The sequence below is a fragment of the Streptomyces hokutonensis genome (assembly GCF_042751305.1).
Lineage (GTDB): Bacteria > Actinomycetota > Actinomycetes > Streptomycetales > Streptomycetaceae > Streptomyces > Streptomyces hokutonensis_A.
Map to the genome: position 1 here is coordinate 61,359 of NZ_JBHYWD010000025.1, position 13,380 is coordinate 74,738.

The 13,380-nt window shown below is 69.8% G+C and carries 11 protein-coding genes and 1 pseudogene; 10 read left to right on the top strand and 2 right to left on the bottom strand.

Annotated elements, in window-relative coordinates:
• Positions 1–339 precede the first annotated feature (339 nt).
• Positions 340–801, bottom strand: a complete 462-nt coding sequence (locus tag ACFXC1_RS41870) for a FadR/GntR family transcriptional regulator (RefSeq protein WP_381253346.1) — start codon at positions 799–801, stop codon at positions 340–342.
• 30 nt (positions 802–831) lie between these two features.
• Positions 832–972: pseudogene (locus tag ACFXC1_RS41875) on the bottom strand (GntR family transcriptional regulator); the annotation flags it as partial.
• 273 nt (positions 973–1,245) lie between these two features.
• On the opposite strand from ACFXC1_RS41875, the gene ACFXC1_RS41880 reads away from it, so the two are divergent.
• The 10 genes from ACFXC1_RS41880 to ACFXC1_RS41925 all read left to right on the top strand — a co-directional run bounded on the left by ACFXC1_RS41880 (position 1,246) and on the right by ACFXC1_RS41925 (position 13,372).
• A complete protein-coding gene (locus tag ACFXC1_RS41880) occupies positions 1,246–1,584 on the top strand; it encodes a hypothetical protein (RefSeq protein ID WP_381253124.1) in 339 nt (112 codons plus the stop codon).
• A 501-nt stretch (positions 1,585–2,085) separates the two neighbouring features.
• A complete protein-coding gene (locus tag ACFXC1_RS41885) occupies positions 2,086–3,831 on the top strand; it encodes a CocE/NonD family hydrolase (protein WP_381253127.1) in 1,746 nt (581 codons plus the stop codon).
• Positions 3,828–5,471, top strand: coding sequence for an AMP-binding protein (locus tag ACFXC1_RS41890; protein WP_381253130.1), 1,644 nt, complete (start codon positions 3,828–3,830; stop codon positions 5,469–5,471). The genes ACFXC1_RS41885 and ACFXC1_RS41890 overlap by 4 nt, the downstream gene beginning before the upstream one ends.
• Positions 5,468–6,256, top strand: a complete 789-nt coding sequence (locus ACFXC1_RS41895) for an enoyl-CoA hydratase/isomerase family protein (protein WP_381253132.1) — start codon at positions 5,468–5,470, stop codon at positions 6,254–6,256. Before ACFXC1_RS41890 ends, ACFXC1_RS41895 begins: the two co-directional genes overlap by 4 nt.
• Positions 6,253–7,011 (top strand): SDR family oxidoreductase, encoded by a 759-nt coding sequence (locus ACFXC1_RS41900; RefSeq protein WP_381253134.1) that lies wholly within the window; start codon positions 6,253–6,255, stop codon positions 7,009–7,011. Before ACFXC1_RS41895 ends, ACFXC1_RS41900 begins: the two co-directional genes overlap by 4 nt.
• Before the next feature lie 143 nt (positions 7,012–7,154).
• A complete protein-coding gene (locus ACFXC1_RS41905) occupies positions 7,155–7,844 on the top strand; it encodes a TetR/AcrR family transcriptional regulator (RefSeq protein ID WP_381253137.1) in 690 nt (229 codons plus the stop codon).
• Between the two features lie 446 nt (positions 7,845–8,290).
• Positions 8,291–8,809, top strand: coding sequence for a (2Fe-2S)-binding protein (locus ACFXC1_RS41910; RefSeq protein WP_381253140.1), 519 nt, complete (start codon positions 8,291–8,293; stop codon positions 8,807–8,809).
• Positions 8,810–8,812: 3 nt separating this feature from the next.
• Positions 8,813–9,814, top strand: coding sequence for an FAD binding domain-containing protein (locus ACFXC1_RS41915; RefSeq protein WP_381253142.1), 1,002 nt, complete (start codon positions 8,813–8,815; stop codon positions 9,812–9,814).
• On the top strand, positions 9,811–11,985 hold the full coding sequence (locus tag ACFXC1_RS41920) for a xanthine dehydrogenase family protein molybdopterin-binding subunit (RefSeq protein WP_381253145.1): 2,175 nt from the start codon (positions 9,811–9,813) through the stop codon (positions 11,983–11,985). The genes ACFXC1_RS41915 and ACFXC1_RS41920 overlap by 4 nt, the downstream gene beginning before the upstream one ends.
• 226 nt (positions 11,986–12,211) lie before the next feature.
• The gene (locus tag ACFXC1_RS41925) at positions 12,212–13,372 is read left to right on the top strand and encodes an XdhC family protein (protein ID WP_381253147.1); all 1,161 of its coding nucleotides are present in this window, start codon (positions 12,212–12,214) and stop codon (positions 13,370–13,372) included.
• The last annotated feature ends 8 nt before the right edge of the window (positions 13,373–13,380 follow it).

Here is a 13,380-nt window from a genome sequence, read left to right on the forward strand (position 1 = left end):
GACGCAATGCCTTGGCGGATCCGGACAGTGCACTATTGCGCGGCGTGCCCGATCGGTACGGACCGCGGGACCGGGGCTACGACCTTGTTCCGGCGTCGGCAGTGCACTGGCGCGTGGAAGCGGATCCCCACTCGTTTGTCACCACACGTGGTGTCCGTCAACATGGCTGCAGGCAGACCGCCAAACGCTATGGCAGGGAGCAGGTGTGACTGCGAGACGTGCCGGGCGAAGGCACGCTTGAAGCTGCCGTAGTCGACGACTGGCAGGAAATACTCCAGTTCACGCACTCCCATCAGTCCTCTCCCCTCATGCATTACGACGGCGCCCGGTCGCCGCGCGTCACGTCGCCCGAAGGCCCTCGCGGTCTTCGAGGGCGCTGATGGCGGTAGCGGTGAGGCTGTGGGTGATGTGGCCTCGCATCAGCTGGGCGGCTTCAGCGGCGCGGCCGTCCACGATGAGGGAGACAAGTCGGTGGTGTTCCTGTAGGTCCCGGGTGCGGGGTTCGTCGCCGGGCGGGAGTTCGAGACCGAGGCGCCGGTAGCGGTCGGACTTGTCCCACAGATCGTCCAGGAGACGGATCAGGACGTCGTTGCGCGAGGCCCGGTACAGCGCCTGGTGGAAGGCACGGTGGGCCGTGAGCGCCTCTTCCCCCCATTGACGAGTGACGGGGAGGAGCTTGTCGACAGCGGCCTGCATGATCGCGATGTCGGCGTCGGTCCGTCGCTGGGCGGCAAGTTCGGCGGCGGTCGGGTCCAGGGACAGGCGGACTTCGAAAAGCTGGCGGGCCTCGTTCGAGATCATGACGGAGATCCGGACGTCGCGGTGGGTTTCGACGGTGACGAGTCCCTCGCTGCAGAGGCGGCGGATGGCCCCGCGCAGGGGCGTGATGCTCATGTTGAGGGACTCGGCGAGATCGTACTGGGCGAGCCGTGACCCGGCGGGAAGAGTGCCGGAGAGGATCCGATCGCGGAGTTCCGCGTAAGCGAGGTCGCTCTTTGTACGGGCGGGCCATCGAGCCCTACGGACTGTTTTGGTACGAGGAGATCGGCGACCCGCTCGACTACCACCTCAACGCCACCGTCGCCGAGCACTACACCGGCTCCATCGCCACGGGCGAGAACCTCTTCTCCCTCCAGGACGCCCGCAAACTGATCCGCTACGGCGGCCTGCGCCCCGACCGCGACACCATCCAGGTCGGCCCCGCGCTCTCCTACGGTCTGGTGGAGTACCTGCGCACTCCAGGACATGCTCCGTCAGCACGGCTGGTCATCGCGCCGCTGCATCCCGCACGGCGGACGCCAGTTCTTCCTGCACATCGCAGCCGCCCTCAAGCTTGGCGGCAACGAGTCCTACCCGGGCGAGTTCCAGCCCACCGGCGGCTTCGCCGACGACGCCGTTGTCGAGAAGAGCCGTGTCGGCCTGACCGACACCCCCGGCGTCGGCTTCGAGAGCAAGGCTGCTTTCTACAAAGGTCCTGCGCGCCCTGCACAACTGACCGCCACCCCACCGCGGACGCGCCCGCCACCGCCCGCCGCCCGCCGCCCGCCGCCCGCCGCCCGCAGCGCCTTCCCGCGAGCACGCTGAGCGTCTCCTCCTCGATGCCCCTTCGGCTCGAAGCCCCGCGGCAGGCAGCGAGGTCTTTCGGCTGACGGCCGCAATAGAGGCGATGGGCGGTTCGGTCACCGCCCTCGCCTTCGCCCCAGTCGACCCCGACCGAACAGTCCTTCCCTGAGATTCCGACGAAGTGCCGCGCCCGGTACTCATCGGCCGGACGGCCACCCGGCACGTCGTCTCCGGGGCCCCGGCTGGAGCCGGCGGCCACCTGGCCCGTACCCGTTCGGAAGCCGCCCCTCGACCGCGGTGGCATTGAGGAGCCGGCGCGAGGCACCCCCACCGACATGCCTCGCGGGCCTTGGGTTCTCCCCGGGTTCCCGTCGCCGGGCGATCTGTCCGCAGGCTGGGCAGGGTGCCCGCGCAGGTGAATCGCGAGAGGTCGACCCCCGCTCGGGTAATTGACAGGGTACGAAAGTACCTCTTAACGTACCCACATCCCGGGGAACGCCATCAGCTCAACGAGGAGCACAGATGCAGCACCTGTACGACATAGATGTCCAGGTTCCGATGCGTGACGGCGTGGCGCTGGCCGCCAACGTGTGGCATCCGGCCGAGGGGCAGGCTCCGGCGCTGCTCGTGCGCCTGCCGTACGGCAAGGACGCGATGGGCTTCGGCCAGTCAGCCATCCCCGACCTCCTGACCTTGGTGGAGGCCGGCTACGCGGTGGTGGTGCAGGACTGCCGGGGCACCCACCGCTCGGAAGGCGAGTTCATTCCCCACATGGCCGACCGGGCCGACGGCGAGGACACCGTCGCCTGGATCGCCGACCAGCCATGGTCGGACGGCACGGTGGGCATGTACGGGCCGTCCTACCTCGGGATGGTCCAGTGGGAAACCGCCGTGACCGGCGCCCCCGCGCTCAAGGCGATCGCGCCGACCTTCACCTCGATCGACAACTACGAGTCGCCCTGGTACTCCGCGGGCGGTGCGCTCTCACTGAGCGTGGTCACGTGGTGGAACGCCATCATGTACGCGGCCGACGCGCAGCGTTCTCTGGCAGCCGGCGAGGACACCCTGTCCCAGCTGCAGCAGCTCGGTCAGGCGGCCCTGTTCCCCGAGCCTCTCAACGACGTGTTGCCGACGGCCGAGGTTCCGGTCCTGGCGGCGTACGGCAAGTGGTGGGACGACTGGATGGCCCACCCCTCCCACGACTGGTACTGGGACGCCATGGAGCTCACCCCCGAGCTCAAGAACGTCACGGCCCCGGCACTGAACATCGGCGGCTGGTACGACCTCTACATCGGCCAGACCATCCGCACCTACACCACCGCCCGCCGACAGGCAGGCAGTGCACAGGCGCGCGAGGGGCAACGGCTGATCATCGGCCCGTGGGATCACATGGCCACGAGTGGCATCTATCCCGACCGCTCCTTCGGCCCGCTGGCCAGTGCGCAGATGCTCGGCCTGACCGGTCTGCATGTGAAGTTCTTCGACCGCTGGCTGCGCGGCGACACCACTGCTCTGGACGACGTGGCACCGGTGAAGATCTTCGTGATGGGCATCGACCAGTGGCGCGACGAACAGGAGTGGCCGCTGCCCGACACGAGGTGGACCGACTTCCACCTGACGAGCGCCGGTCACGCCAACACAGCTGGTGGCGACGGGGTGTTGACGGCCGATCCGCCGACCGACGCCGGACACGACACCTACCTCTACGACCCGCGCCGCCCGGTTCCCACGGCCGGCGGGGCGTGCCTGCCGATGACACCGGGTTTCGGCGGCCCGGTCGACCAGCGGACGGTCGCCGCCCGCGAGGACGTTCTGTGCTTCGCCACGCCCGTGCTCGAAGAGGCCGTCGAGGTCACCGGTCCGGTCAGCCTGACCCTGTTCGTCTCCTCGTCGGCGGTGGACACCGACTTCACCGCCAAGCTCGTCGACGTCTTCCCCGACGGCAAAGCGATCAACCTGTGCGACGGGATCCTGCGCGCCCGCTACCGGGGCGGCCTCGCTGCGGAAGAGTTGATGGAGCCCGGCACGGTCTACGAGATCACCGTCGACATGACGGCCACCTCGAACGTGTTCCTTCCCGGTCACCGCATCCGCGTGGACGTCTCCAGCAGCAACTTCCCCCGCTACGACCGCAACACCAACACCGGCGGCGTCATCGCCCGGGAGAGCGAGGAGCAGATGATTCCCGCGGTCAACCACATCCATCACGGGCCGAGCCACCCCAGCCGTCTGGTCCTGCCGGTCATCGACCGCAAGGACCAGCGATGAGCGCCGCCGACCGGGTCGCCGAGCTGACCGAGACCTTCACGGCCTCTTCCCTCGACGCGGCCGGGCTGCTGTGCGACCGGCACCCCGCCGACCGCGTCGCGTTCACCGTGGTCGACAGTGACGGCAAGGCTTCCGCCCTGACCTTCGGCGAGCTCGCCGCCGACTCGCACCGGTATGCGCGGGCGCTTCAGGGGCTCGGGGTCGGTCCGGGGGACAGGGTGGCGACCCTGATGGGCAAGAGCACCGACCTGGTCACCGTCATCCTCGCGATCTGGCGGCTCGGCGCGGTCTACGTCCCGCTGTTCACCGCGTTCGCGCCCCAGGCCATCGCCCTGCGCCTGGAAGGTTCGGGTGCGCACGTCGTGGTCGTCGACCCGGACCAGCGCCACAAACTCGACCCGGGCCCCGACATGCCGGACGACCCTCAGCGCCGCATCGTCGTCACCGGAACCGGCACGCGGCGCGGCGACGCCTCGCTGGCCGACCTTGTCGCCGCAGTACCGCCGGAGCCGGTGCCGGCCGTCACAACGAGCGGGGACGGACCGCTGGTGCACATGTTCACCTCCGGCACCACCGGCAAGCCCAAGGGAGTCATCCACCCCGTCTCCTACATCGCCGGATGGCAGGTCTACCTGGAGTACGGCATGGGCGTCACCCAGGACAGCAGCTATTGGTGTGCCGCCGATCCAGGCTGGGCATACGGGCTGTACTCCGCGATCGTCGCTCCGCTGGCCGCCGGCATCTCCAGCCTGCTGCTGTCCGGCGGGTTCTCACCGGAGAAGACCTGGCGCACCCTCGTCGACCACAAGGTCACCGACTTCGCCGCCGCCCCGACCGTGTACCGGGGACTGCGCTCCTCGTCGGTGCCGGTGCCGCCAGGGCTGAGCCTGGAGCGGGCGTCCAGCGCGGGCGAGCCCCTGACTCCCGAGGTCAACGAGTGGGCCGGCGCCGTGCTCGGCCTGGCGGTGCACGATCACTTCGGCCAGACCGAGGTCGGCATGCCCCTGGCCAACCACCACCACCCCGAACTCGCCCGCCCCCTCAAGGCCGGATCGATGGGCCGGCCGGTACCCGGCTGGAGTCTCACCGTCCTGGCCGACGACAAGGACGAACCCGCCGGACCAGGCGTGCTCGGCCGGGTCGCGATCGATGTCGCCGCCAGCCCGCTGATGACCTTCCGCGACTACCAGATCCCAGGCCAGAGCGACGCCAAGTTCACCGTCGACGGCCGCTGGTATCTCACGGGCGACGCCGGGCGCATCGACGCCGACGGCGACTTCTTCTTCTCCTCCCGCGACGACGACGTCATCATCATGGCCGGCTACCGGATCGGGCCGTTCGAGATCGAGAGCGTCCTCGCCCAGCACCCCGCCGTCGCCGAGTGCAGCGTCATCGGCGCACCCGACGACGTCCGCGGCGAGGTCATCGAGGCATACGTCGTCCTCCGCGACGGCACCGACGCCTCGGAGGACCTGGCCACCGAACTACAGCAGTTGGTCAAGACCCGCTACGCCGCCCACGCCTACCCGCGCACCATCCACTTCATCGACGCCCTGCCCAAGACGCCCAGCGGCAAAACCCAGCGCTACCTGCTGCGCAAGCGCCGACGGACCGAACTCGCCACCCCGGAGCCACGTTGACCGACCCCGAACCTCTCCTCGTCGAGCAACGCGGCCCCGTCCGGTGGCTGCTGCTCAACCGCCCGGAGCGGCGCAACGCCCTCGACGTCACCCTCGTAGAGGCCCTGGACAAGCAGATCACCAGCGCCGAGGCCGACCCCGGCACAGCGGTCATCGCCGTGGCAGGCAGGGGGCCGAGTTTCTGTGCCGGCGGGGACTTCCACCAGTTCCTCCAGCTGCACGAGCAAGGCGAGAACCCGGTCGAATTCCTGGCCGACGTGTCGGCCTGCTTCAGCCGTATCGCGGCCAGCCCGAAACCATGGGTCGCCGTGCTGCACGGTCACGCCGTCGCCGGGGGCCTCGAACTCGCGCTGGCCTGCGATGTCGTCGTCGCCGCCGACACCACGCTCATCGGCGACGGCCACCTCAAGCGGCGCCTGGTACCGGCCGGCGGGTCAAGCGTCCGGCTGCCCGGTGCGGTCGGACGCGGACTGTCGCGCTGGCTCCTGCTCACCGGCGAGCTGCTGCCCGCGACCTCCTTCGCGCATACCGGCTGGATCTACGCGATCGTGCCCGAGGCAGACCTCGACGACACCGCCACCCGCGTCTGCCACCAGTTGGCCGACCGCAACAGTCCCGCCCAGCAACGGCTCAAGACGCTGCTGCACCGGATCGACGGCCTCGCCCCCGAGCACGCCCTGCGCGAGGAACTCGCTACCTTCGCCGACAACTGGACGGCAAGCTCCGTCGCCGACGCCCTGCGGGCCTTCCTCGCTCCCCCCACCACGAAAGCAGACACCAAGTGAACCGCTACCACGGACGGGTCGTAGCCATCACCGGGGCCGCACAAGGTCTCGGCCTCGCGATGGCGACCCGGTTCGCCGCGGAGGGCGCCACCGTCGCGCTGGCCGACGTCAACGAACAGGCGCTCACCGATGCCGCCGGGACCATCACCGACGCCCACGACTCGAAACTCCGTACCGACGTGGTGGACGTGACCGACTCCGCTCAGGTCAACGCCTGGATCACCGGCGTCACCGCCGAACTCGGCCGCCTCGACGTGCTGGTCAACAACGCCGGCATCATCCGCGACAACCGCGTCGAGGACATCACCGACGACGACTGGCACGCGGTCATCGGCGTCAGCCTCACCGGCGGCTTCCACTGCGCCCGCGCGGCCTTCGGCCCCATGAAACGCCAGGGCTACGGACGTATCGTCAGCTTCTCCTCCATGTCATGGCGCGGGAACTTCGGCCAGACCAACTACGTGGCCGCCAAGGCCGGCATCGTCGGCATGACCCGCACCCTCGCGCTGGAGGGCGCCCGCCACGGCATCACCGCCAACGCCATCGCCCCCGGCCTCATCGAGACACCGATGCTCGCCTCCATGAACGGCCCCGCACGCGACAAGCTCACAAGCAAGGTCCCGATGCGCCACACCGGCAGGCCCGAGGACATCGCCGAGGCCGCGGCCTTCCTCGCCAGCGAAGCCGCCGGCTACATCACCGGCATCGTCCTCGACGTTGACGGCGGCATCTCCATCGGATCCTCGATCCGGTAGCGGCCAACCCGGAGCTGGAGGCTCAAGAGGGCTCGGCGCGGGTACGTTAGGCGGTACGCCAGTACCCGTTTGCTAAGGTCAGTCTTCCTGCTCGGACGGCCATCCGCCGCTCCAGGCGGAGACGCTCATGGGAGACTGCTGCGGTGACGGCCCAAACTGACTCGCGTGACCGACGCCCGCGCCGAACGGCGCGCAGGCGGGTCGTCGACACCCGGCGGCGGGACGAACTGCTGCGCCAGGCCGAGGCGATCATCCTCACCGAAGGCTTCACCGCGGTGACCATGGATGAGCTCGCCCAGCGACTGGAGTGCTCCAAGGCGACGCTGTACAGCCTCGCCTCCACGAAGGAACAGTTGGTCCTGGCGGTCACCCGCGCCTTCTTCCGGGATGCGACAGCCGAGATCGAACAGGCCGTCCAGGCCGAGCCCGACCCCAGGCAGCGCATCCGCGTCTACCTCACCGGCGTCGGCACGGCCATGCGCCGGCATTCCACCGCCTTCTACGACGACATGGTCGGTTACGAACCGACCGCGCAGATCTACCGCAAGAACTCCGCCGCCGCGGCGCACCGGGTCCACGAACTGATCGAGGAGGGCGTGCAGTCCGGCGCTTTCCGCGCGCTCAACGGGCACTTCGCCGCCCAGGTCGTAGCGGTCACCATCGACGCGGTCCAGTCGGGGATTCTCCTGGAGAGAACCGGCCTGACCGCCGGCGACGCCTTCTCCGAGCTCGGTGACCTCCTGCTGGACGGGCTCAGCTCGGAGCAGGGCACATCCGAGCCTCCTTCCACAGCGGTGCGCTCGCACGGAGACCCGGTCCAGGCGCCGAGGTGAAGCCCGGGCAAGGGGCGCACCTCGCGGATCGTCTCTGACCAGACACCACCCTCATATCCAGAACGCGCATCGCCGGCAGGTTGCGCTGTCACGTCGCGGACGGCCTGGCATGCAGCGGTCGACCGTGGAGGGACGCTTCACCTATGCCGACCAGGAACGGCCTGGCGGATGTGCGTCTGTGCGGGTTGTCCGACGGGCTTCGGCCCCAGAGCGGCCAGACCCGTTCAGTTCCCTGATTCAGAAGGGAAAGCCGGCGTGGGCGCGTCCAAGGTCGGCCTCGGAAGCCGCGACGCCGAAGCGACACCGCATCCGCTGAGCGAGACCTTCCGCCAGGCAGAGACCGCCGATCCATGGATAAACCCTCCTCTCCCGCGCCTGCGCGGGCGCTTCTACGGTCAAGGCCGCAGGCGCTCACCCGCCCGTCGCAACGAAGGAGCGAGCCCCCTATGGAGAAGACATCGACGACCACGAGGCCGCCGACCGGCCTGGTCGAGACGGCCTTCACCGTCAACGGTGACGAGGTGTGCCTCGCTCTGGATCCTCGTGAGTCTCTGCTCGACGTGCTGCGCGAGCGTCTCGTGCTGACCGGGACCAAGAAGGGGTGCGATCAGGGGCAGTGCGGCGCCTGCACGGTGCACATCGACGGCCGTCGCGTCGTGTCCTGTCTGACTCCGGCGGTCCAGGTCGCGGGACAGGACGTGACGACCATCGAGGGTGTCGCGGCTCCCGACGGCACGCTGCACCCGTTGCAGCAGGCGTTTGTCGACTGCGACGCCCTGCAGTGCGGCTACTGCACACCTGGGCAGGTGATGTCCGGCCTGGCCTGCCTGGCAGAAGGCCACACCGGGACCGACGGCGACATCCGTGAGTACATGAGCGGCAACCTGTGCCGGTGCGGCGCGTATGTCGGCATCACCGCCGCCATCCGCCGGGTGGCCGACCAGGCCGCGCAGAGCGAGGTATAGACGGTGCGCTCATTCGCCTATCTGGTGCCCGACAGCGTCGCCGCGGCCGTCGATGCCCTGGCCGCCGCCGAGCCGGGCACCAAGCTCCTGGCCGGTGGCACGACCCTGTACGACCTGATGAAGCTCGGCATCGAGGCGCCGCCGGCCGTCATCGACATTCACCGTCTCGCCGAGCTGACCGAGATCAGCACGGGTGAGGACGAACTGTCGTTCGGTGCGGGAGTGAAAATGGCCAAGGTCGCCGACCATCCGGTCGTACGGCGCGACTATCCGGCGCTGTCGGAATCCTTGTGGCGGGCGGCGTCCCAGCAACTGCGCAACATGGCGACGGTCGGCGGGAACCTGCTGCAACGCACGCGATGCGGCTACTTCCGCGGCGGAGCGGACTTCCCCTGCAACAAGAGGAATCCCGGCAGCGGCTGTGCGGCTCTCGACGGACTCGACCGTACCCACGCGCTGCTGGGCACCAGCGACACCTGCATCGCCACCTACCCGGGCGACTGGGCCGTAGCCCTGATCGCGTTCGACGCCGAACTCGACGTGGTCGGCCCGGCAGGCGAGCGGACGCTGCCGCTCGACGAACTGCACGTCGAACCGGGAGACAACCCCCTGCTCGAACACACCCTGGCTCCCGATGAGTTGATCCTGCGGATCCGCGTTCCCGCGACACCCGCCGGTCGCGGCTCCACCTATCACAAGATCCGTGACCGGGAGTCCTACGCCTTCGCCCTCACCTCGGCCGCCACCGCCGTGACGCTGGACGCACAGGGAACGGTCACGGACTGCCGGATCGGTTTGGGAGGGGTCGCCACACGCCCCTGGCGGGCGACGGCAGCGGAACGCTCGCTGACCGGCGAGCGACTCACCAGGGAAACTGCCCGCCGCGCGGGGGAAGTCGCCTTCGCCGAGGCCCGCCCTCCGCGCAGCGGCGCGTTCCGCGTGGAGCTGGGCATCCGCACCGTTACTGACGCACTGCTCACCGCCGGGAAGCGAGCCGCCCGATGAAGACCCCGGACCTGCGCCGCGTCGATGCCCACGAAAAGGTCACCGGCAGTGCACGCTACGCCGCCGACCGCGTCCCGGACGACCTGGCGTATGCCATGTTCGCCGTGGCCACGATCGGCAGGGGCCGCACCGTGGCCATCGACACCGCCGCGGCCGAGGCGGTCCCCGGTGTCCGTCTGGTCCTGACCCGGTTCAGCGAGGACGAACTGCGTGGCGCCGGGTTCCTGATGGGTGGAGGCTTCTCCTTCCAGAGCCTGCAGCCGCTGCTCAGCGATGTTGTCGCCTACCGGGGACAGCCGATCGCGCTGATCGTCGCCGACACCCCGGTCGCCGCCACCGAGGCGGCGGAACTCGTCCGGGCGCGCTACGAGACCGAGCCGTTCACCGTCGGAATCGACGACGAAGGCGCCACCTCCGTCATCCAGGCAGAAGCCCTGCCCTGGTTTCCCGACGTCAAGGTGGGCGACGCCGAGACCGCCTACGCGGCGAGCCCCGTGCAGATCGACGAGACCTACCTGCACCCGGCCCAGCACCAGGTCCCGATGGAACTGATCAGCTCGGTCGTGGAATGGCGGGGCGACAGGCTCGTGGTGCACGAGGGCACCCAGAACGCCGGCGCACTACGCCACGGAGTCGCTACGCAGCTGGACCTCGATCCGGCCGACGTCGAAGTGATCTCGCCCTACATCGGGGGCGGCTTCGGATCCCGCAACGCACTGCAGCCGCACATCGGGCCACTGGCACTCGCCGCACGACGGCTGATGCGTCCGGTCAAGCTGGTCATTCCGCGCCCGCAGACGTTCCACACCGGCAGCTTCCGGCCGGTCAGCCGTCATCGCATCCGGCTGGGCGCCGACCCGTCGGGACGGCTCCTGGCTGCCCTCCACGACGCGGAGCACCAGACGTCCCGTCACGACCTGTACCCCGCCATGTTCACGGAGATGACGTCGAGGCTGTACGCCGTACCCCACTTCGGGGGACGTCAGCGCCTGGTTCAGACCGATGTCCAGACGCCGGGATTCATGAGGGCTCCGATGGAGGGCCCGGCCAGCTTCGCGTTCGAGTCGGCCATCGACGCACTGGCGTACGCCACCGGCCAGGACCCCGTCGAGCTGCGGTTGGCCAACGACACCGCCACGGACCCGGTCACCGGGCTGCCCTTCTCCTCTCGCCACCTGGCGCAGTGTCTGACGCGGGGTGCTGAGCGGTTCGGATGGGGCAAGCGCGATCCGCGTCCGGGGTCGATGCGTGCCGCTGACGGATCGTTCGTGGGCCTGGGCGTCGCTGTCGGCGGCCACCCGGTCCTGGTCGCTCCGGCCGTGGCCCGTATGTCCGCGGCGGCCGATGGCCGGGTGACTGTCGGTGTCGACGGCCACGAGATGGGGCAGGGCATCCGCTCGGCCATCGCTCTCCTGGTCGCGGAGGACCTCGGTGTTCCCGTGCGGGACGTCGTCGTACGGGTCGGTGACACGCGCATCGCACCGCAGCATCTCACCGCCGGGGCGTGGGGCACCGCGACCGCGTTGCCCGCGGTGCACAAGGCACTTGGCGAGCTGCGCAAGCAGCTCGGCGCGGGCGACACCGGGACCGTGGATGTGGCAGCCGCGGTCCGAACCACCGGAGGCGGGTCGCCGGAGGTGGAGGTGACCTCCGTGGGACCGGGCCAGCCCCCCGAGATGCTCGACCGTTCACGGGCCGGCCTGTTCTCCGCCGCAGGTCCGGTCTTCCCGGACTTCACGGCCTTCAGCTGGGCCGCTCACTTCGTCGAGGTCCGCATCGAGGCCACGACACGGCGCATCAGTGTGCCCAGGGCGCTCTGCGTGGTCGACTGCGGACGGGTCGCCAGCCCGGTCACCGCGGCCAGTCAGGTCCGCGGGGGCGTGGTCTGGGGCATCAGCCAGGCGCTCCGCGAGTCGAGCGAGGTCGACGGGCGCTTCGGCGGATTCCTCAACACCACGCTGGAGGAGTACCCCGTCGCAGTCAACGCCGACATCCAGGAGATCGACTTCGACTTCATCGACGAGCCCGACCTGCTCCTCAACGACATCGGGGTGAAGGGCCTCGGCGAGGTCACGATGATCGGCGCTGCGGCCGCTGTCGCGAACGCGGTCTTCCACGCCACCGGACAGCGGCAGAACCAGCTGCCCATCCGGATCGAGCACGTGATGTAGGCCGACCGGGATCACCAGAAATGCGCATCCGGGGCTTGAACGGGTGTGGTTCTGCACGGCGCAGGCCGCGTCCCCCAGGCGGTCTTCAATGCCGCCGGGCTTGCCAGTCGTCGGTCCCCGTCCGACCGCCGGACCTACCAGCGTCGCCCCGCGTATGCGCTCAGCACCCGCGCGTGGCGGCAACCCGCACTCCCTCCCTCCCCACGGCGAACCCGGAGAACGACCCATGCTGAACATCGCGGACACGCTGCACCGCTGGTGCAGCGAGGCACGCCCCTTCGCCCTGGCCACCGTCGTCGACGTCAGCGGCAGCGCGCCCCTGCCCGTCGGCACGTCGGTCGCGGTGGACGAGGACGGCAACGCGGTCGGCAGCATCTCCGGCGGCTGCGTCGAGGGATCCGTCTACGACCTGTGCCGACAGGTCCTCCACGACCAAGGTCCACCCCGGCGCGCCTGGTTCGGCTACTCCGACGACGACGCCTTCGCCGTCGGCCTGACCTGCGGCGGCGAACTCGACGTCCTCGTCCAGTGCATCGACCCCGCGACCCGGCCACATCTCGGCGCGGCACTCGCCGAGGTTGCCGGGGACCGACCCGCCGCCGTGGCCCAGGTCGTCGACGGGCCCGACAAACTGATCGGCGCCACCCTGAGCGTTCTCGGCGACAGCTGGACCGCCGACGCGACGCTGGCCGCAGGGCCGACGGGTCAGGCGGTGGCGGACCGGGCCTCAGCCCAGCTGCGGGCAGGACACACCGCGCTCGTCTCGCTCGGCGGGGACGCGGACACCTGCCCCGACCGTCTCTCCGTCCTCGTCCACGTGGCCGCGGCCCGCCCCCGCATGCTGATCTTCGGTGCGGTCGACTTCGCCACCGCGCTCAGCCAGGCCGGCCGCTTCCTCGGCTACCGGGTCACCGTGTGCGACGCCCGCCCCGTCTTCGCCACCGCGGCACGCTTCCCACACGCGGACGAGGTCGTGGTCGACTGGCCGCACCGCTATATGGAACGCACCGAGGTGGACGGCCGTACCGCCGTCTGCGTCCTCACCCACGACTCCAAGTTCGACATCCCCCTGCTGCGGCAGGCACTCGACCTGCCCGTCGGATACGTGGGCGCGATGGGATCCCGTCGGACGCACGACGAACGCCTGCGTCTCCTGCGCGAGGCGGGCGTCGCGCAGGACCGACTGGCCCGGCTGCGCTCCCCGATCGGTCTCGACCTCAGTGCGCGCACGCCTGAGGAGACGGCGATCTCCATCACCGCGGAGATCATCGCCCACGCCAACCAGGGCACGGGCCTGCCCCTGACTCTCGGCACGGGCCCGATCCACCGGCCAGGTCACCAAGCAGTCGAAGAGCGTCGTGCCCTCAACCCGCTACTGACGCCGTGACCTGGCGC